This window comes from Pseudoalteromonas shioyasakiensis (assembly GCF_001550135.1).
Classification (GTDB): Bacteria; Pseudomonadota; Gammaproteobacteria; order Enterobacterales; family Alteromonadaceae; genus Pseudoalteromonas; species Pseudoalteromonas shioyasakiensis.
This window is the reverse complement of sequence record NZ_LRUE01000013.1, coordinates 377,701-397,641: the sequence shown is the minus strand read 5'-3', so window position 1 is coordinate 397,641 and position 19,941 is coordinate 377,701. Positions and strand designations below refer to the sequence as shown.

The window sequence follows — 19,941 nt, the reverse complement described above, 5'->3', positions numbered from 1 at the left end:
TTTTTATCATCGCTGACAATTTAAATGACACAGCAAGAATCAATGAGCGACGCACGATTTATTCCTTTTCGAAAACACGACATCATCAACCTTTGCCAAGCCTATTTAGGTAAATCGCAATCAGGTTCGTTTATGGAGTTTGCTACACTTTTGCAAAGCGTGACTCATTATCAATATCACGAGCTGCTGGAGTCATTAAAAAACAACTATGCGCCATTTGACCCAAATAGCGACACCCGCACTCTAATACCGATTACCGACGAGCAACGTACCAGTTACCAATCTGCCTTTGCAAAAGACTTTGCCACCGTACTCAATGCTGCCAATTTTGAAACCATTACCAATCAAGACTTACAAGATGCGCTCAATGAAGAGTCTTTATTTAAAGTGCGTTTAGCCGTTGAGTTTGATGACTTTGCAGAAGTGGTCTTTTACCGTCGCGGCGAGTCGCAAAAAACTGAGACGCTGCGCAGTTTTTGGGGGCTTAAGAAAAAGCAGATTCAATTTACTAACTATGATCGCGTTGCCATATTCATTCGCTTTAAAGACGAGCAGTACTTTTTAGAAAAAGGTAAAATGCCGGTAGGCTTTGAACCAAATTCAACCATTGTCAAATTATTCCAGAATGTGCCAAAAGCCGATTTAGAAATGCTGTTTCCGAATAGCGAAGTAAAAATGCGCCCGATAGATAAACTGATTATTGGTTCATCAGCACTGATTGGCGGTGCTGTGGTGTTGGTAACAAAATTAGGCGCGTCAATTTTACTCCTGATTGCTCTGATTGCCTTTTGGGGTGGTTGGCGCAGTGAAGAAGTACATATGAGTCAGCAACATTTTATTACCTTTGCAATCGGCATGGGGGTATTTGGCAGCTTTATTTTTAAAGAATGGAGCAAGTTTAAAAACCGTAAAATTCGCTTTATGAAAGCACTGGCCGACAACTTGTATTTTAAAAACCTAGATAACAATGCAGGTGTTTTTCATACTCTAGTTGATGCAGCTGAAGAAGAGGATGTTAAAGAGGCGCTGCTTGCCTACACCTTTTTACTAAAAAGCGAATCAGCGATGACGGCAGAGCAATTAGATAGTCAAATTGAGCAATGGTTTAAGGAGCAACATAATTGCCAGCTCGACTTTGAAATTGATGACGCTTTAGACAAGCTAGTAAGGCTTGATCTAGTTAATCAACAAAATGACGTTTATACAGCGGTTGATTTAGATAAGGCTAAACAGCGTTTAGATACGCGTTGGGATGACTATTTTAAGTTTGCCTAAGCCTTTAAAATCAGCTACTAGCAAGTACAAATCGAGTTTGAGTCTATTTAACTCTCGTTACGGCATTTTGGTCTCAATGTGCTTGCGCAGTAAATGGTCTGCTTTTAGGATAAAATTTTACGGCTAAAAAAAGACCATTCCATGCAATTAAAAAAAACAATCCTTATTGGAGCAAGTTTGCTGTGCGCAGCAACAACAGCTCAAGTATATGCTAACGACAAATTTGTCTCTGAAGATATTTTTCAACTTGAATACGCAGGCGACCCACAAATAAGCCCAGACGGTAAAAAAATCGTTTATGTTCGCAGCGGCTACGACATCATGAAAGATGGTAATAAGCGTAGCTTTTGGCTGTACGATATAAAGTCTGGTCAACACACACCACTGTTTTCTGATGAACATAACTATAGCCAACCTACTTGGTCTCCAGATAGCAAGAAAATTGCTTTTACCAGCAACTCAAGTGGCTCAAATCAGCTTCACGTTTATTGGTTAGCACAAGACAAACAGGCATTATTAACGCAACTACCAAAATCAGTACGTAACTTAACTTGGTCAAATGATTCTGAACAAATTGCCTTCACCATGAGTATTCCTGAAGGTAAATCTGCGTTCGCTAAATCAGTAAAACTGCCGAAAAAACCTAAAGGTGCTGAGTGGTCAAAACCAGTGAGAGTGTTTGAAAAAGCACGCTATCAAGCTGATGGCGCAGGCTTTTTAGAGCCTTCATACCGTCACGTTTTTGTTATTCCTGTTTCGGGTGGCACACCACGCCAATTAACATCGGGTGATTATCAGCACTATGGTCCACTTGCTTGGGATCCAAGTAACACAAAACTAGCTTTTTCTGCTGATCGCAATGATGAGTGGGAATATCGCACAACTGAGTCAGACCTATACGAAATCAATGTAAAATCAGGCGAGCTTACGCAACTAACTGATTTACCTGGCCGTGAAAGCAACCCGCGTTACGCACAAGACGGTGATGAACTTGCCTTTGTTGCGCGTGACAATGCCCCTGTGCCTTACATTAACTCAACACTATCTATGCTCGATTTAGACGATAAATCAATCAAGCATATTACTGAAAAATTAGACCGTTCAGTGGCTGATTATAAGTGGTCAGGCGATGGTGACTTTGTTATTCAGTACGACGACTTTGGTAAGCGTAAGCTCGCTAAAGTAAGCAGCCGCGGTAAGGTCACTGACTTAACTGATACCGTATCGGGCACTTCGATTGGTCGTCCGTATATTAGCGGTAGTTTTAGCATGGCCAATAATGGCGCTATTGCGTACACCACAGGCAGCGAATACCGCCCAGCTGATTTAGGCTACATCTACAGAGGTAAAAGTAAAACGCTAACTTCATTAAACGAAGATGTATTAGGCCATAAGAAGCTTGGTAAAGTGCACGAGCTGAATGTTAAATCGCAGTTCGACGGCCAGGCTATTCAAGGTTGGTATATCACACCACCTGATTTTGATGAAAGCAAACAGTACCCATTAATGGTTGAAATTCACGGCGGCCCACATCTTGCCTATGGCCCAAGCTTTACTGCTGAATTACAGCGTTATGCCGCTGAAGGATACGTGGTTGTGTATGTGAATTACCGTGGTTCAACAAGTTACGGTAAAGACTTTGCACTACTGCTAGATGGTAAATACAGCTCTGAAGAAGACTTTGCCGATCACAACTCAGCAGTTGATGCCATGATTACTAAAGGCTTTATCGACAAAGATAACCTATTTATTGCTGGTGGTTCAGCAGGTGGTATTGCAACGGCTTATGCGGTTGGTTTAACAAACCGCTTCAACGCTGCGGCAATTACCAAGCCTGTGATCAACTGGTTAAGTAAAACTCTTTCAGCCGACAGCTATATTGGTCAAATTCGTAACCAGTTCCCTGGCATGCCTTGGGATAATGTGGAGCACTACTGGAAACGTTCGCCGCTTTCATTAGTGGGTAACGTAACCACGCCATCATTGATCATGACAGGTGAAGAAGACCGCCGTACGCCTATTTCAGAGTCAGAGCAGTTCTATCAAGCATTAAAACTGCAAAAGGTAGATACCGTGCTTATTCGTGTGCCGGGCTCACCACATGGTATTGCGGGTCGTCCATCACGTATGATTTCGAAAATTGAATACACCCTTGCGTGGTTCAAACAATATCAGAAGTAATGAATTAAGCAGGAGTGAGCTGCTCACTCCTGCTTAAAAATAATGATGACTAAGCGCAAGTTGAGCAGAACCTATCGACTGCGCTTTTTCCCCGCACACGCCTAAACCCACTTCACAGCTACGTAGTCCACGACTATCTAAACGTGCAAATGCTGCAATTGATAACTGCTTGAGCTGTTCAAGCGCTTTACTCGGTAACGGCGAATCAATAATCACAGCTTGCATATCTAATAGACTCAAACTGTTATGCATGGCAATACTGATAGCCTCAGCGGCTTTTTCAAGCCAAGGCTGAACGAGTCGTTTATGCTCTGTAAACTGACTGTCAGTTAGCTCATACACTGAAATGCCAAGTTGCTGCTTATCAAACTCGCTTTGCAATGATAGTAATGAACATTGACTAAGTAACTGCTCCCGATCAGCGTTTAGCATTGAGCCTATAGCACCGGCATTACCACTTTTACCTTCGAGAAGCTGGTGGTTAATCACCACAGCCCCACCTAAAAAAGCCCCCAAATAAACATACAAAAAATCGCTGTAGTTATTAGGGTTACCAAGGCTTAGTTCTGCACAGCAGGCAGCGTTATTATCGTTACTAATATAAACAGGAAACTGGAACTGACTTTCTAAGTAACCTTTTAAGTCGAAATTTTGCCATTGGCTAAGGGTATTTGTTGCAGTATCTGAAGCGGCTTGCCATTGCCAAATATCAAACGGCATAGCGACACCAAGCCCACACACATGTGAGCGCAGTTCAGGTTCTAATTGACTGATTAATTGTGGGATATGTGTTTCTAAGAATGATTTAAGCTCATCAACCGATGCTTCATTCACCTCAACAGATACCGATGCTCTTTGCGTGCTTTGTAAGTCAACGAGTATCAGGTCGAAGCGTCGTCGCCCGATTTTCAAACCAAAACTAAATGCGCCATCTGGATTGAGCCTAAACGGCACGCTTGGCTGCCCTACTCGTCCTTTTACAGGTGCATCACGAAGCAATAGCTTATCTTCTTCGAGCTTGTTGATATTTACTGTTGCCGCCTGAGCAGACAAGGCTAACGCTTTTGCTATTTGTGCTTTAGGCATGCTTTGCTGTTGCCTAATTAAACTTAAGATTGCGCGCTCGTTATTGCTTCTTGGTGCTCGCGATAAACTGCTCTTCATAACATCCTTCTTGATATAAGCTTGATAAGCGGCCTATTAGACCTTTTTGGCGTACTATCTACCAGTCAAAATAATAAATCAACTAGGTTGATTTATTATTTATAGTCGTGAATACTGTCGGCCACAACAATATGAACACATTAATCTGGTGAACTATGCAAACACAGCCTGCTATTGTATCGCGCCAAATGCTTTGGCCTTTTATTCTGCTTACAATTTGCTTTGCTGCTTGGGGTACTGCGGCCAATATGACAGACCCATTAGTGAAAGTTTTTAGCAAAACATTTTCGATGAGTGCGTTGCAATCAGCACTTGTGCAGTTTAGTTATTACGGTGCTTATTTTTGCTTAGCTTTACCGGCAGCCATGATCAATAGACGGTTTAATTATAAAACGGGGCTGTTAGTGGGTTTAGCTATGGCCGCCTGTGGTGCCTTATTGTTTTACCCTGCTAGCCAAACCATGCTCTATAGCCACTTTTTATTGGCCTTGTTTATTCTTGCTGGTGGCTTGTCTATTTTAGAGACCTCGGCAAACCCCTATGTCATGCAGTTAGGATGCGAGCAAACAGCAACCCGTAGACTTAACCTCGCGCAAGCTTTCAACCCTGTTGGTACTAATATTGGTGTGTTTTTAGCGGCGACGTTGATCTTACCGAACTTAAATCAAGCTGATAGCGCAAGCCGTGCCCTAATGAGTGAAGCGCAACTAAAAACCGTTGTAAGTGCAGAACTAGATGCTGTGATGGTGCCGTATGTGGGTATGGCCTGTTGCTTAATCTTACTATGGCTATGTATCTTTTTTAGCCGCTCTCCTGCCACAGTAACAAAAGCCGCAGCGCAGCCGCGTAAACTTAAAAAAACCTTTCAACATTTATATCAAAATAAACACTACCGATTTGGTGTGCTGGCACAGTTTTTTAATGTAGGCGCACAAACCTGTGTATGGACCTACACCATTGGTTACACAATGGAAGCACTTAACACTACAGAAGTTACCGGCGGCCAAGTCTTACAATATTCTATGCTGGTGTTTTTAGTATCTCGATTCATTATGACTTGGTTAATGCGCTTTATTAGCGGCGCTAAATTACTGCGTTTTATGGCTTTAGTTGCAGCCGTGCTTTGTTTTATTGTTACCACCCAAGTTAATTTAGTGGGCGTAGTCGCACTTGTCGCTATTTCAAGCTGTCTATCTTTGATGTTTCCAACCATTTACGGCACAGCACTTGAAGGCCTCGGCGAAGATGCAAAAGTGGGTGCGGCAGGTTTAGTAATGGCAATTTTAGGGGGCGCATTTTTACCTCTGATCCAAGCCGCAACTATAGATGCCTTTAACACTGCTGTTTCGTTTGTTGTACCACTTGTTTGCTTTTTAATTGTTGCTTTGTATGGCCACCATACCAAAGTAGCAGCAATACCCGCCAAAGCGCAGTTGCAGGACTAAACGCATCAATGAGATAATGCACCTCGTTTACCTACTTAAGCGAGGTGTATCGTCAATTAATGGCACATATTACATTTTTTATGGTCAAGTTTTTGGCCTTTTCTGTTGGCTGTTTTTCCTGCTTTTTACTTCATGACCAAGCCAATGTTGCCCTTGTGTTATCTGCTGCATTTACCGGTTTAGTTGGCACATTTATTCCTTTTCCTGCTCGTTTTGGTAACCATCCTTATGCAGCCATTTACGCTGGTAGTTTTGCTGGTATGTGCTCATCGAGTTTAATCAACAGCTACTGGGAGCTGAGTTTTATCTCTTTAATTGGTGCCAGCCTTTACGTATTAACTATGAACCTATTTGCAGGTTTTGGTGGTCGTCTTGGTAGCGTTGCTTTTGCCAGTGTGGCGCTTTACATGCTTGCAAAAGGAGTCTTTTAATGGATTTGTTTATTACAATTACCGCTTTACTTGGTGCCTACTCTACTTACTTTTTAGCGCATCATAATCGCTTTGATGGCATTCGCGCCTCAGCCGCCACCAGCATTATTGCATTTGCAATTTTAAGCCTATTCCCTGTTGATGTAGAACTTTACAGCGTGGCGTTTTTTGGGGGGACTTTCATTGGCATGAGCGCACCAAAACGCTTTGGCATTTTTACATTAGCCATTGCTTCAATATTGTTTGCTTTGTTGTTTGAATACCTTGTGCCGCGCTTGCATGGCTATGGCGGTGCATTGGGCTTGAGTGCTTTTCTATCTGTGTGTGTTTGCCATATCGGTATCTTGCTAGGGGCACCCCGCAGTAAAAAAAGCAACTAAATCTGACTTGGCAATTAAAAACCTATACCTTTTCATTAAGATTCTTTAGTATGTTAATTACTTGTTTAAGGATAAAGGATCTTTATGCTGTTTCGCTCATTACTGATTGCTACCATGCTTTGTTTCATCAGTTGTGCAACGGCTGCGAAAACACTGACCTTTATCGCTGAAGATCTACCTCCTTACCATTTTAAAAATCAGCAAGGCGAAGCCGATGGTGCACTTGTTGAAGTAGTAAAAGCCGCCTTAACACACGCAAACATCCCCAGCGAATTCGCAATTATGCCTATGGCGCGGGCTTTTCATGAGCTCGAAAACAATCCAAACATGTTAATGATTTCGCTACTAAAAAACCCAGCTCGTGAGAGTCGCTTTCAGTGGTTAGCACAAACCTATTTTTCGGACGCTTACCTCGTTGACCTTGCGAGCAAAAGCCACAAAATATTTAGTTTAAAGCAAGCTCAGCAGTACCGTGTCGCGACTATTCGAGGCTATTCAAGTGAGCATTACTTGAAGCAAGCCGGATTTAATGAAGATAAAAATTTGGTGCTAGTCAGTCATTACCATCAACTTTGGCAATTGCTTGAAAAAGAGCGCATAGACTTTGTGCTGACCAACACCCTGACTTTGCAAAACGAACTGGCATTATCTGGGGTTGATCCAAGTGACATTCATAAAAGCCTACACTTAGATGACTTTCCTTCAGGTCTTTATTTAGCTGCAAACCTTAATTTAGATAAACAACTCGCAGCGCAATTAAGAAACGCGGTTGAAGCTTTGAAGCAAAGTGGTCAATACCAAGCAATATTACAAAAATGGCAGTTGCCTTTACCTAATTAAAAATGAAAAACATTCCATTATTTTATAAAAGCTTAGCCTTAGCTTGTGCCCTTAGCTGTCTAACGCTAAGCACCTATGCTATTACCCCTAAACAAGCGTTAGAAAAGCTAAACGAAGCCCAGTCACTACGCAATAGTAACCCAAACCAAGCCACTGAAATATTTGAGCAGTTAACTAACGACTCAACTCTCGTCAATGAGCCTAACATCATACAAGAGGCATTCGAATCGCTGGCATTTATGAATGTGAGCAGTGGTGATTATGATCAAGCACTGAGCTATGCAGAGCAGCTACTGGAGTACGGACAAAAGCAAAGTAATCAGGCTATTGCAGTACGAGCGATGCTTATTCAGGGCTACGCACAAGGCAGAAAAAGTAACTTTCTAACAGCAGAGCAGCACTACCGAGATGCATTAGCTATTGCTAAACAGATAAAAGATTCTGTGCTGATTGCCCAGTCTTATGAGCGATTAGCAGCCATTTTACGCTGGCAAGATAAATACATAGCCGCCCTAAATGAGGCACAAAAATCTGTTAATATCTTAAATGAGTTTGATGATGAAAAATCGTATGCATCGGCATTACTAAACTTAGGAATAATCGAAGCCATTATTGGCGATCACAATGCGGCGCTTGCAAGTTTAACTCAATCATTCTCTTTGCATCAAAAGCTTGATGACAAAAAAGGCATAGCCGATTCGCTTTACGAAATTGGCGAAGTTTACCGCCGTATGGGCGACAGTGCTCAATCGTTAAAGCACTTTAAAATGTCCCACGTGTTGGATTTAGAAATTGGCTCAAAAGTCGACATCGGTAACAGTGCCATGAAGGTCGGCTACGCTGCGCTAAAACAAGGCGAACTTGCTACAGCCACAGATTACGCAGAAAAGTCGATTAGCTATTATCAGCAATCATCTTCAAACACAGGGCTATGTCGCTCGTACGATTTAATGGCGTTAATTGCTTTAAAACAAAATAACATAAGTGAAGCGCAAGCCTATATCAACCGCGCTTTGGCAATCGCTACTGACTATAATTTTCGCTCACACTTGGTATCTTTAGGGATCACTCAAACACGTATTTATCAAGCCCTTGATGATCACGCTGAAGCAATTAAAACCGCAGAGCAGGCTTTAAAACAGGCTGATGAGCTGCAAGATGTTGAAGATCAAATTAGTTTAAATAAGTTACTCACTGACTCTTACCTTGCTTTACAACTGTATAAACAAGCATTTGAATCGCAAAACCGCTATCAAACCCTTGAAGATAGTACCGGTAAAAATCAGCACGACTTAACCGTGGCCGCGATGCAAAGCCAAGTAGCTTTTATGCGAAATCAGCAAGAAATCAACCAATTGAGTGCTGAAAAGCAAATTCAAGCGGCTCAACTAAGCGAAAGTGAATGGCAATTCAAAGCGTGGTTACTGGGCTTAAGCTGCGTGATTTTGCTGATATCTGGCTTTGGTTACCGCTCATTTAAAAAGCGTAAGCTTGCCAGTGAACGAGCACAGCTACTCCAAGAAGTCGTTGATAAAAAGAACCGCTTACTAGCCGATGTGTCTCATGAAATTCGCACGCCACTCACAGCACTACAATTGCAAGTTGAAGCATTGCAATACAATATCGCCAAAGACGTAGATGCCTCTTACGATGCCATTAATCGAAAACTTACCGATATCAATGTACTGATCCGTGATATCCATCAACTAGCACAAGCTGACTCCGATAGCCTATATCTGAAACTAAAACCCTATTTACTTGCTGATGTATTATCCGTTTGGCAGCAAGACTTTACTGCTTTTGTAGAAAACAAAGGCTTTGAATTTACTTGTAACATTCACCTTGCTGCTGATATCAAAGTCACATGGGATATCGATAAAATTAAGCAAGTACTGACGAACCTTTTATCAAACAGTACTTTTTATACTGATAAACCCGGCAAAATTAAATTTATAGCAATGGCCTCAGAGCAGAGTATTACTTTTAGTATTGAAGATACCCCACCCGGCGTTACCAATAATCAGTTAGTTGAAATATTCGAACGTTTATACCGCGTTGATAAGTCGCGCAGCCGTCAAACAGGCGGCTCAGGCCTTGGGCTTGCAATTTGTAAAAGCCTGATTGAAACACACAAAGGCACTATTAAAGCTGAGCATAGTGAGCTAGGTGGCGTTAAGATCCTCATTTGCTTACCGCTTATTAGTGAACAACAGGTTTAATTAGCACCACGATTCCCTAAAATCGCCCCTAAACAGGGCGATTTCACGACATTTAGCCCAATTAATGCCGACCAAGGTCGCATATTATTTAATCAAAAAAACACCTACATTTTTTAGGGTCTCTCACTAAAAAGTATAGGAGCCTCACAATGGCGGGCGAATATCAACAACAATATCAACAGTTCCAGCGCGATCCGGGTCAGTTTTGGCTTGAGCAAAGTAAACGAATTCCTTGGTTTAAAGAGCCAAGTGCCCCTTATCAATATGACGATAATGATTTTTACCATTGGTTTGCCGATGGTCAATTAAACACTTGTTACTTAGCCCTCGACCAACATGTCGAAGCAGGCTATGGCGACCAAACTGCACTGATTTACGACTCTCCTGTTACCAATACCAAACAACAATACACTTATGGCGAGTTACAAACTCAAGTTGCTAAATTTGCAGGACTCATGCAATCCCTTGGCGTAAGCAAAGGTGACCGTGTAGTCATTTATATGCCAATGATCCCACAAGCGGTTATTGGTATGCTAGCGTGCGCGCGTCTTGGTGCCATTCACTCCGTTGTATTTGGTGGTTTTGCACCACACGAACTCGCGGTGCGTATTGATGATGCAAAGCCTAAGCTTGTGCTTACTGCGTCTTGCGGGGTCGAAATTAATCATGTGATTGAATATAAACCACTGCTTGATGAAGCACTCGAAACTGCCAAGCATGCTGTTGAACACTGTATTGTATTTCAGCGTGAGCAAGCGATTGCCGAGATGCAAGATGGCCGAGACATCGATTGGCAATCAGCCTCTGATGCAGCAAGTGCAGTCGATGCAGTGCCTGTTGCAGGCGACGACCCGCTTTATATTCTTTACACATCAGGCACCACAGGCACACCTAAAGGGGTGGTTCGAGAAAACGGGGGTCACGCAGTTGCAATGCATTACAGCATGGAAACCGTGTATGGCATGAAACCCGGCGAGGTATTTTGGGCAGCTTCAGATATTGGCTGGGTGGTTGGTCACTCATACATTGTTTATGCACCGCTCATTTATCGCTGTGCCACCGTACTTTACGAAGGCAAACCAATAAGAACCCCAGATGCCAGTGCGTTTTGGCGTGTTGTAGAAGATTATAAAGTCACCGCTTTATTCAGTGCTCCTACTGCGTTTCGCGCAATTAAAAAAGAAGACCCTACCGCTGAGGGCTTTAAACAATACGATACCTCAAGTTTAAAACGCTTATTCTTGGCCGGTGAGCGCCTAGATCCACCCACTTATGAATGGCTAAAAGACAACACCGGCTTGCCTGTACTCGACCACTGGTGGCAAACAGAAACAGGTTGGGCAATTGCGTGTAATCCAATTGGTATTGAACAACTTGCTACTAAGCCGGGTAGTTCAACGGTGCCAACACCGGGATTTGATGTACAAATTCTTGATATGAATGGTGAGCAGTGCGCTGCAAACGAAAGCGGTGCAGTTGTAATTAAACTGCCTTTACCACCGGGCTGTTTACCAACAATTTGGCAAAACAATGAACGCTTTCAAGCGGGCTACTTAAGCGAGTACCCAGGTTATTACCTCTCTGGTGATGGCGGCTATATTGATGACGATGGGTATCTATTTATTATGGGTCGTACCGACGATGTAATTAACGTTGCGGGTCATCGCTTATCAACCGGTGAAATGGAAGAAATTGTAGCAGCCCACCCTGCTGTTGCTGAATGTGCAGTATTTGGTGTTAACGATGCACTCAAAGGGCAATTACCCATGGCGATGATAGTGCTCAAAGACGATTATCTTGGCGATAGCAAAGAAGTTGAGCAACAGTTAGTGCACTCGGTAAGAAATCAAATTGGCGCCATTGCCTGCCTGAAAAACATTTTGCATGTTGAACGCCTCCCAAAAACCCGCTCAGGGAAAATACTCAGAAAGAACTTACGCCAATTGGTCGATGGTGAAGAACTGCAAATTCCATCAACCATTGATGATGCGAGTATATTTGATGAAATCAACCAACAACTTAACAATCGCTGATCTGCGTTTGTAATTTTGTAATGTTACCAAAGGCCTTGTTTAAGGCCTTTATTCGTTTTGGCCTATGGCTTGCAACTTTACATGTAAGTTAGCAAACGAAAAGGTGGTTAACATGGCTGTTATCGCAGGTTATATCCAATTCAATGAATTAGGCAAAACAGAATTTCATTATATTAATCAACTAGCTGATGTATTTAATCGCTATAAAAAAGCAGATGTTCAGCGCTTTGATTGCGATAATGGAGCTATTTTTCACTATGACTTTGATGCTTACCAACAAGCGAGTTGGTTGCAAACTGAGTCGCAAATTGCAACGCTGATTGGTCACCCTTTACTGAGCAGCTCGCGCTGTGATGATTTAAAAACCATGGCCAATACAGCTTCGCTCAACACTTGCTTACAGCAATGTGAAGGGGTATTTAGCTTTTGCCAGTTTAATAGCCAATTAGGCAGCTTAGTACTTGCCACCGACCCACTTGGCTTAAAACCGTTTTACACCTTAAAAACGGCGCAAGGCTTACTGTTTTCAACCAACTTGGGGATATTTAAACAGCTGAGTATTGAGCTTGAAAGCGATGCCGAAGCACTCACAGAGCTTGCTGTGCTTGGTTACCCGCTATTAGATCACACGCCTTACAAAAACATTAAATGCTCATACTCAGGCGAAATATTACGTTTCGATGCCAGCCACGGCGTGGTAAAACAGCGTTACTTTGATTGGGTCGCCCTTGCCAAACAAAACCGAGAGGTGACCGATGCAATTGAAGGCGTTACTCAGGCTTTTCGCAGTGTGGTAACAAAAGCGATGCACACCGATAAAAAAGTGCTGAGCACCTTGTCTGGCGGCCTTGATTCACGGTTAATTAACTGCGAGCTATTACGCCAAGGTGTTGAGCTTAAGTCGTTTAATTTTTCGCAATCAGATAGCCAAGATCTCTACTGCGCAAAACAATATGCTTCGCAAAATGCCCTTAAACTTGAAGTTGTGCAAGTACGCGACACGCAAACGCTCTCTGTTGAGCAGCGCCTTGGCAAATACTGGCGCAAAGCACATCACAATGAATATAAAACCGTTTCAAGACCACAAATTAGTTGGTCTGGTAATGGTGGCAGTGTTGGCTTAGGTGCCGTATTTTATGGCGACGCTATTTATGATGCGGCAAAAGAAAACAATCTTGATAAGCTCATTCAAGCTTATTTAGATCAGCAGTACGCTTATTTGCCAAAGTCAGTGGTACATAATGCGTCACTACTACAACAAAAATTAATTGATAACCTAAAACTTAGTTTTAAACCGTTAGCCGAGCTACCACTCGAAAAAGCATTTCAATTGTTTTTGCTACTCAATGATCAACACCATCATTTGAGCATTCCAAACGAGCAAGTATGCGAATTTAAAATGGAGTTCTTTCATCCGTTTTATTCGTGGAAGGTACTACAATATCCTTTAGCTGTCCCTGTTGAATATGTTCGTAAGCACCGCTTTTATCAACGCTGGCTTAAAACCAGTTACCCACGTGCTATGCTTGCCCCCTGGCAAGCCTATCCGGGTCATATGCCTTGTCCTATCAAGGTAAATTACCAATCACAGTGGCAGTTTAACAATAACAATCTGATGCGTTTTGGCGAGCTCTTTAAGCTGTGGTACGAGATCATGCGCTTTGATCGCCATCAACTGATCAAACGCAGTCACTTTACCGCGTTATGCTTATTACAGTTAGCTCACTTAAAGAATGCTCAGCCAAATATACGCATTGCTCAGCGGTTCTGTCAGTGGTAATTGGTAGTCACAATGCCCTCATCTGAGGGCATTATTATGAAATACAAAAACTACTTTCTAAAAAATAATATTACAGGCTAGAATCAAGTCAGTTATTAATAATTTAAGCTGAGACTTTAATGAGAAAATGGATACTTCCTCTACTGCCATTAATCGTATTAGCAGGCTGTACCTCAGTCAGTAAAGATGAATGTTTACAAGCCAATTGGCATGGTATTGGTTATAAACATGGTGCAGATGGCACTGAGTATCGTGATGGCATCGATGCCTTATCACAATGCAGCGAATATGGCGTAAGTGCCGATATTGCTGAATATAAAGTGGGATACGATCAAGGTCTGGCAGTGTATTGTGAGCCCGAAAATGGCTTTACGCTTGGTATGCAAGGCGCATCTTACAATGGTGTTTGTAATAGCACGGCGTTTCGTAAAGCATGGCAAGAAGGTAACGACAGATATCAAGTACAACAAAGGCTGATATACATTGATGACCGAATTGACGACATAGACCGTCGCCTAAAAGATATTCGTGCAGAGCTTAACAGCAATCAGCTTGATAATGGCCAGCAAAAAGCGCTATATCGAGAACGAAGAGATTTAGAAAACGAGCGCAAAGATTTACGCAAAGAGCGTGCTTTACTTCCGCTTTTAAATAAATTGCCGAGTGTCGAAATATCAACCGAGTGGTGATGCTTTATGTTTAAGCTTCATCTTATACATTTGCTCGTCAGCAGTGGCGAGTAACTCTTTGGCATTTTTACCATCCTCTGGGTAAAGCGCGATACCAAAACTAGCACTCACAGGCACTTTGGTTGCGTAGCGCTTTGCTACGCCTTCAACTGCTTTTTGGCAGCGTCCAGCAATGTCTTGGCAAACAGAGAGCTTTGCTAAATTTGGCAACACAATCACAAACTCATCGCCACCAATGCGCGCTAATATGTCTTTGTCACGCAGCTGAAGTGAAAGCTGCTCACTGATTTCTAGAAGTAGATTATCGCCCTGCTCGTGACCAAAGGTATCATTTACCAGTTTAAAGTTATCAAGGTCGACATAAATCAACGAGAACTGGTTACCTTCATTCGCCGCATGATGAGAAAATGAGTGTAACTGAATATCTAAACCACGCCGATTTAACAGCTTAGTCAGTGGGTCTTGATTGACTAATTCATCAAGCAGTTGGCGCTTTTCTACTGCCTGCGAAATATCATCAAATGCACCAATGTAATGACTCACTTGGCCATATTCGTCATACATAGCATCTATGGTTAACAACTCAGGAAATACTTCACCAGTTTTGCGCTTGTTCCATATTTCACCTTGCCAACGGCCAGTACTTAATAAACGCTCCCACATCTTTTCAAAAAACTCTTTGGGTTGCTGCTTAGCTGAGAGTATAGATGGATTTTTACCAAGCACTTCTGCCTTACTAAAGCCTGTAATTTGCTCAAAAGCAGGGTTAACATCCACAATTTTAGGCTCAGGGGTGGTGATCAATATACCACGACTTGTTGTGGTAAAGACCGCAGTAAGCAGCTGTATTTTTTCGTTACTTTTAACTTCTTCAGTGACATCTTCTGAATAACCATTCCACTCAACACTGCCATTAGCACGGGCAATTGGTGAGGACTTTCCTTCAACCCAAATCCCCCCTTTAGTTGGGTGATTGACTCTATAAACCTCATGCCACTCGGATAATTCGACTCGCGATTTTTCAATGCTTTTTATAACGCGCTTTAAGTCATCTGGATGGATAATATGCATCATTAAATCAGCAGACTTTTTTATATCCTCTGCCGTGCAGCCATAAATGTTGAAGACTTTGGAGCTGGCAAAAGGGAAATATGCGGTGCCATCATTTTCGACCACATACTGATAAACAAACCCCGGTAAGTTATCAGTAAACTTTTGCAACTTAGCATGTAAAAACTCAATTTCACGCTCTTTTAACCACTGTTCAGTAATATCGATATGAACGCCTAACATCCACTCAGGGTTGCCATTTTCATCCCAACTTTGCACTTTGCCTTTATCGAGCACTTTAACCCAGTGCCCTTGTTTATGCTTCATTCGTGCTTCGCAAATATAGCGCTCAGAGTCACCTTTAAAGTGAGCGTTTAATAGCTGTTCCGATTTTGACAGGTCGTCAGGGTGAGCAAAGCTGAGCCAAGTTTCAATTGAAACTGGCAATAATTCTTGCAGTGAATAACCGATAATATCGGCCCACTTATCATTAAAAATGGTTTCGCCTGTTTGTACATTCCAAAGCCAGATACCCGCATCCCCACTGTCGAGAATTAGCTGAGCAATGTCTAATCCAAGCTGCGATTTAATCGCATCATACCCTTCACTAAATGCCATAATTAGCCTTGTTAACTAGCTCACCCGAAATAAAAGTAAGCCTTAATCATTATTTTAGTTAACAAAATAAAAAAACACTAAAAATCCGTGAAGAATATTGATCTAACGCAGGCTATTACATTTTTGGCCAATCCACCTCATCAACACTGTCGATTGTGCTTACGATGGTTTGATCTCCTTGCCATTTTCGAATGTACCGCGCCAGAGGATCATAAAGGGCTGTTTGCTTATTAATATGAAAATGTCGACCGCCTCTAGGGTCAACGCCGACACCCGCAATATATTGCCAATTCCCCCAGTTTGCAGCCACGTCGTAATCGATGAGTTGCTGTTCGAAATACGCTGCGCCATAGCGCCAATCCAGTTCAAGCTCGTTAACTAAACAACTTGCCGCAATTTGCCGCGAGCGGTTAGAGATATAGCCTGTAGCATTAAGCTCATGCATTATTGCATTTACCAAAGCAAATGGCGTGCGACCTTGGCACCACGCATTAAAGCGCTGGCTGTTAAAAGTCGTCAGCGGTGCACTGTGCTTTTGCCCTTTAAACTGGAAGAGTGTTGCGCCAGAGCGCATTGCATGCCACTTAAAATATTCGCGCCACAGTAATTCAAACTTTATCCAATAGCTCGACTCATTTGCACCGTTTTGTAACTCATACACTTCAACTTCTCGGTATAGCTGTTTTGCGCTAATTGTGCCACCAGCGAGCCAAACACTGAACTTAGTACTGTTACTAAAGCCGTCTAATTCATTACGAGTTTCTTTATAACTACTTGGTGCTTTAGATGAAAAGTACGCATTACAATGCTGTTGGGCTGCAACTAAGCCACCTTTAAAACTTCCTGAGTGAACAGGAACATCATCTATAGTTTGCTCAGGGCATAGCTGAACTGGGTGAGGTAAATAACTAGCAGCTTGTTGTGGCGCTGCTATAAAGGTTGGCTCAGCTTCTACCTTTTTGCGAAAGGCAGTAAAGTTTTTAGGTAGGTCATCAAGCTGAAAAGGCAAGTCCGTTTCTTTAAACAAGGTATCTTGTTGATAGGTTTTCACCGTCACTTCTGGGCATAACACTTTGATTTTATCGAGCTGTTTTTGCTCATAAACGCCAACTTGCTCGGTACAAACCAAAGTTTCAATATCGTACTTTTGTAATCGCTGACTGATTACTTGCTCAGGCTCACCACTAAGCACATGGAGTGTTTGCCCAAGCTTCTCAACTGCTTGTGCAAATGCTGCTAGGCTCTCACGTAAAAAATGGTGTCTATGCATGCCATACGGTTTTGATTGATAGTTAGTTTGCCTAAACCAGCGCGGTTCAATCACAAACACTAAATCAAGCTCGCCATCAAAATCAGCTAACTCAGATAGAATTTCATTGTCGACTAGGCGTAAATCATTTTGCAGCCAATATAAAACACGCTTTTTCATTATTTACTCTATTAGAAACCTTAAGAAATCATACGTAAGCCAGCTATTTGTCGATTAACTTCGCCACAGATAGTTAGCATAACGTTTATTAATCATAAACTTACAATCTTCAATGAAGTTTAAGTTTTAGTTAAGTTTTTCTTAAGTTAGCGATTTTATGCTGATAACTGTAAAGAATTTAAGGTTGATAAAGCCAAACACGCTGCGTCTCCTTGGTATTTAGTAGGCATAAAATGATGAATAAAATAACACCTGTTTTATTAATAACATGCACTGCTACAGGGACTGTTTATGCAAACGAGCCTTTAAGCTTAGATGTGGTTTGTGAAGTAAAAAGCAAAACCACTGCAGAGTTAAGCGAAGACAAAGACATCACGGTTGATAAACTCAACATTGATACGCATACGATTTTCGATCCAAATGACCCCGAGACAACCGCCCTACATCGCTTTATAAACTGGCTGCACATAGATACCAAAAACAAAGTTGTTAGTGAGCAAATAACCTTCAAAGAGGGTGACCAAGTCAGTGAGCGTCAGCTACAAGAAGCTGAGCGTATTCTGCGCAGCAAAAAATACTTAAGAGATGCCAAGGTTAGCTATACAAAAGATTGCCTTGAAGATGAGCCTCGCGTGGTGCATATCGATACCTGGGATACCTGGAGTTTATTGCCAACCATTAATTTTGGCCGTAGTAGCGGCAATAATAAATACAGCTTAGGCTTTAAAGAAGAAAACTTTTTAGGCTACGGTATTCGCGCATCATTAAAGTACAAATCAGATCATGAACGCTCAGGCTACCACTCAGTGCTGCAAATGCCAGTGCCTTGGCAGCCTCATGCAACCCTCACTTTACAAGCTGATGATTACGATGACGGGCAAGTCTTTTTAGTGGATTATCATCAGCCTTTTTATCAACGCAGCAGTGACGCACTAATGCGCTACTTTGCTAAATCACAAAAGCAAAAAAGTTATATCTATCAAAATGGTATGACCCTTTCAGAGTTCTTTACCGATGAATTAATCGCCCAGTTTGCTTACGGCGGAATTTTATCGCAAGACAGTCAGCAAACCTTTCACTGGCTTGCCGGGATTGATTATCAAGATATTAGTTACCGCCCTTTTGAAACAGAACCTTTGCTTGACGGCCTTAACGATTATACCATTGCAGCGCCTTGGGTCGGATTACATTGGCTAGAAGACAATTACGCCGTATTGCACGATATTGACCTAATAAACCACAACGAAGACGTTAACCTCGGTTGGGAGCTAAATTCAAAGTTTGCCATCGATACCGTAAATTTTGGCCAAGGCTTTTTATTTGATACAAATCTTACCAAAGCGTGGTTCAACAATAACACCTTGTATCGATTTGCCGCTGGAATGAAAGGCAATGTCGGAACTGAGCTTGATGACCGTTTAGCGCTTTATTCAAAAGCACAAATGAACTATCGCTGGTCAGACTCATTTGCTTTTTATGCGCATCTAAATGGTCATTGGCAAAACCATGAATTTGCTGACAAACCACTGGCTGTTGGTGGTGAAGAAGGTATGCGTGGCTTCCCAGAAAGTTACCAACATGGTACTTCAAGCGTACAAGCAACGGCGGAACTAAGAATGTACCCTAACATCAATCTGTATCAGTTTGTAGATGTAGGCTTTGTTGGCTTTGTTGATGTAGGCCAAGCATTTGGCAGCACTGAAACTGCAAATATTTCAGATTCAATGCTAACCAGTGCAGGTGTTGGTATTCGCCTATATTCATCGCGTTCAAGTAACGACAATGTGATCCATATCGACTTTAGTACGCCTCTGGGCAGTTACCAAGACGTTGATTCATGGCAAATAGGAATGTCGGTTGAAACCACTTTTTAAGCATCCTGCTCTTTACTCATAAGCTCGCCCATGCGCTGCATAAGTTCTTGTTCGGTTAGGTCTTCTTTGTGTGTGCCTATAGTCCAAATATGGCCAAAAGGGTCTTCTAGAGTCCCTGATCTGTCGCCATAAAACTGGTCATGTACTGGGCGCAGCTCTTTTGCCCCAAGCGATAAAGCTTTAGCAAAAACAGCATCGACATCTTCAACATACAGCATAATGCTCACCGGTGTACCGCCAAGTTGTTGCGGCGACTTAAATTGCACATCAGGGCAATTATCAGAAAGCATAATATGAGAGTCGGCTATTTTTATTTCAGCATGCGCCACTCCACCATCAGGCAAGGGCATTTGCATTACAAGCTCTGCATTAAAAGCGTGTTTGTAGAACTCTATCGCCTTAGTGGCACCTTCAATAACCAAATATGGGGTTACCGCATGGAAGCCTTTTGGGATTGCAGAAACAGCCATGTTACACCTCAACGTTTAATGTGTGAGTTATAAAGGTAGCAGTTGTAGCTAATTTCACTAATC

Annotated in this window: 15 protein-coding genes; 11 read left to right on the top strand and 4 right to left on the bottom strand. The window is 42.2% G+C overall.

Annotated features, from left to right (window positions below; translation table 11 throughout):
- The first annotated feature begins 42 nt into the window (after nt 1-42).
- Together PASHI_RS06970 and PASHI_RS06965 are read left to right on the top strand one after the other, a co-directional pair.
- The gene (locus PASHI_RS06970; protein ID WP_062565056.1) at nt 43-1,275 is read left to right on the top strand and encodes a TMEM143 family protein; all 1,233 of its coding nucleotides are present in this window, start codon (nt 43-45) and stop codon (nt 1,273-1,275) included.
- 141 nt (nt 1,276-1,416) lie between these two features.
- A complete protein-coding gene (locus PASHI_RS06965) occupies nt 1,417-3,456 on the top strand; it encodes a S9 family peptidase (protein WP_062565055.1) in 2,040 nt (679 codons plus the stop codon).
- Between the two features lie 33 nt (nt 3,457-3,489).
- Here PASHI_RS06965 and PASHI_RS06960 read toward each other — a convergent pair whose 3' ends face one another.
- Nucleotides 3,490-4,620 carry an ROK family transcriptional regulator gene (locus tag PASHI_RS06960; protein ID WP_062565054.1) on the bottom strand — a complete coding sequence of 377 codons (1,131 nt, stop codon included), beginning with the start codon at nt 4,618-4,620 and terminating at the stop codon, nt 3,490-3,492.
- Between the two features lie 155 nt (nt 4,621-4,775).
- Here PASHI_RS06960 and fucP point away from each other — a divergent pair, with 155 nt between their 5' ends.
- From fucP to PASHI_RS06920, 8 genes are all read left to right on the top strand, one after another.
- The gene (fucP, locus tag PASHI_RS06955; protein ID WP_058585556.1) at nt 4,776-6,065 is read left to right on the top strand and encodes an L-fucose:H+ symporter permease; all 1,290 of its coding nucleotides are present in this window, start codon (nt 4,776-4,778) and stop codon (nt 6,063-6,065) included.
- A gap of 80 nt (nt 6,066-6,145) precedes the next feature.
- On the top strand, nt 6,146-6,496 hold the full coding sequence (locus tag PASHI_RS06950; protein WP_054561182.1) for a hypothetical protein: 351 nt from the start codon (nt 6,146-6,148) through the stop codon (nt 6,494-6,496).
- Nucleotides 6,496-6,876 (top strand): hypothetical protein, encoded by a 381-nt coding sequence (locus tag PASHI_RS06945; RefSeq protein ID WP_054560682.1) that lies wholly within the window; start codon nt 6,496-6,498, stop codon nt 6,874-6,876. The genes PASHI_RS06950 and PASHI_RS06945 overlap by 1 nt, the downstream gene beginning before the upstream one ends.
- A gap of 84 nt (nt 6,877-6,960) precedes the next feature.
- A complete protein-coding gene (locus PASHI_RS06940; RefSeq protein WP_062565053.1) occupies nt 6,961-7,716 on the top strand; it encodes a substrate-binding periplasmic protein in 756 nt (251 codons plus the stop codon).
- A 2-nt stretch (nt 7,717-7,718) separates the two neighbouring features.
- Entirely contained in the window at nt 7,719-9,935 is a 2,217-nt protein-coding gene (locus PASHI_RS06935) for a tetratricopeptide repeat protein (RefSeq protein ID WP_062565052.1), read from the top strand.
- Between the two features lie 149 nt (nt 9,936-10,084).
- Nucleotides 10,085-11,968, top strand: coding sequence for an acetate--CoA ligase (locus tag PASHI_RS06930; protein WP_062565051.1), 1,884 nt, complete (start codon nt 10,085-10,087; stop codon nt 11,966-11,968).
- A 112-nt stretch (nt 11,969-12,080) separates the two neighbouring features.
- Entirely contained in the window at nt 12,081-13,748 is a 1,668-nt protein-coding gene (locus PASHI_RS06925) for an asparagine synthase-related protein (RefSeq protein WP_062565050.1), read from the top strand.
- 119 nt (nt 13,749-13,867) lie between these two features.
- Complete coding sequence (locus PASHI_RS06920; RefSeq protein WP_062565049.1) at nt 13,868-14,437, top strand: DUF2799 domain-containing protein; 570 nt, start codon at nt 13,868-13,870, stop codon at nt 14,435-14,437.
- Here PASHI_RS06920 and PASHI_RS06915 read toward each other — a convergent pair.
- Nucleotides 14,423-16,105, bottom strand: a complete 1,683-nt coding sequence (locus PASHI_RS06915; protein WP_062565048.1) for a sensor domain-containing diguanylate cyclase — start codon at nt 16,103-16,105, stop codon at nt 14,423-14,425. The two genes, PASHI_RS06920 and PASHI_RS06915, sit on opposite strands and share 15 nt — an antisense overlap.
- 115 nt (nt 16,106-16,220) lie before the next feature.
- Complete coding sequence (locus PASHI_RS06910) at nt 16,221-17,534, bottom strand: DASH family cryptochrome (protein ID WP_062565047.1); 1,314 nt, start codon at nt 17,532-17,534, stop codon at nt 16,221-16,223.
- 233 nt (nt 17,535-17,767) lie between these two features.
- Between PASHI_RS06910 and PASHI_RS06905 the strand changes: the two genes are divergently transcribed.
- Nucleotides 17,768-19,408 (top strand): BamA/TamA family outer membrane protein, encoded by a 1,641-nt coding sequence (locus PASHI_RS06905; protein ID WP_156426467.1) that lies wholly within the window; start codon nt 17,768-17,770, stop codon nt 19,406-19,408.
- Here PASHI_RS06905 and PASHI_RS06900 read toward each other — a convergent pair.
- Nucleotides 19,405-19,878 carry a VOC family protein gene (locus PASHI_RS06900; RefSeq protein WP_062565045.1) on the bottom strand — a complete coding sequence of 158 codons (474 nt, stop codon included), beginning with the start codon at nt 19,876-19,878 and terminating at the stop codon, nt 19,405-19,407. The genes PASHI_RS06905 and PASHI_RS06900 overlap by 4 nt on opposite strands.
- Nucleotides 19,879-19,941 lie beyond the last annotated feature (63 nt).

What these genes read in the sequence shown, in the direction of transcription:
- PASHI_RS06950 (WP_054561182.1), top strand. Translation starts at nt 6,146, where the DNA reads ATGGTCAAGTTTTTGGCCTTTTCTGTTGGCTGTTTTTCCTGCTTTTTA.
- PASHI_RS06940 (WP_062565053.1), top strand. Translation starts at nt 6,961, where the DNA reads ATGCTGTTTCGCTCATTACTGATTGCTACCATGCTTTGTTTCATCAGT.
- PASHI_RS06920 (WP_062565049.1), top strand. Translation starts at nt 13,868, where the DNA reads ATGAGAAAATGGATACTTCCTCTACTGCCATTAATCGTATTAGCAGGC.
- PASHI_RS06900 (WP_062565045.1), bottom strand. Translation starts at nt 19,878, where the DNA reads ATGGCTGTTTCTGCAATCCCAAAAGGCTTCCATGCGGTAACCCCATAT.
- PASHI_RS06970 (WP_062565056.1), top strand. Translation starts at nt 43, where the DNA reads ATGAGCGACGCACGATTTATTCCTTTTCGAAAACACGACATCATCAAC.
- PASHI_RS06965 (WP_062565055.1), top strand. Translation starts at nt 1,417, where the DNA reads ATGCAATTAAAAAAAACAATCCTTATTGGAGCAAGTTTGCTGTGCGCA.
- fucP (WP_058585556.1), top strand. Translation starts at nt 4,776, where the DNA reads ATGCAAACACAGCCTGCTATTGTATCGCGCCAAATGCTTTGGCCTTTT.
- PASHI_RS06905 (WP_156426467.1), top strand. Translation starts at nt 17,768, where the DNA reads ATGATGAATAAAATAACACCTGTTTTATTAATAACATGCACTGCTACA.
- PASHI_RS06935 (WP_062565052.1), top strand. Translation starts at nt 7,719, where the DNA reads ATGAAAAACATTCCATTATTTTATAAAAGCTTAGCCTTAGCTTGTGCC.
- PASHI_RS06930 (WP_062565051.1), top strand. Translation starts at nt 10,085, where the DNA reads ATGGCGGGCGAATATCAACAACAATATCAACAGTTCCAGCGCGATCCG.
- PASHI_RS06910 (WP_062565047.1), bottom strand. Translation starts at nt 17,534, where the DNA reads ATGAAAAAGCGTGTTTTATATTGGCTGCAAAATGATTTACGCCTAGTC.
- PASHI_RS06925 (WP_062565050.1), top strand. Translation starts at nt 12,081, where the DNA reads ATGGCTGTTATCGCAGGTTATATCCAATTCAATGAATTAGGCAAAACA.
- PASHI_RS06915 (WP_062565048.1), bottom strand. Translation starts at nt 16,105, where the DNA reads ATGGCATTTAGTGAAGGGTATGATGCGATTAAATCGCAGCTTGGATTA.
- PASHI_RS06960 (WP_062565054.1), bottom strand. Translation starts at nt 4,620, where the DNA reads ATGAAGAGCAGTTTATCGCGAGCACCAAGAAGCAATAACGAGCGCGCA.
- PASHI_RS06945 (WP_054560682.1), top strand. Translation starts at nt 6,496, where the DNA reads ATGGATTTGTTTATTACAATTACCGCTTTACTTGGTGCCTACTCTACT.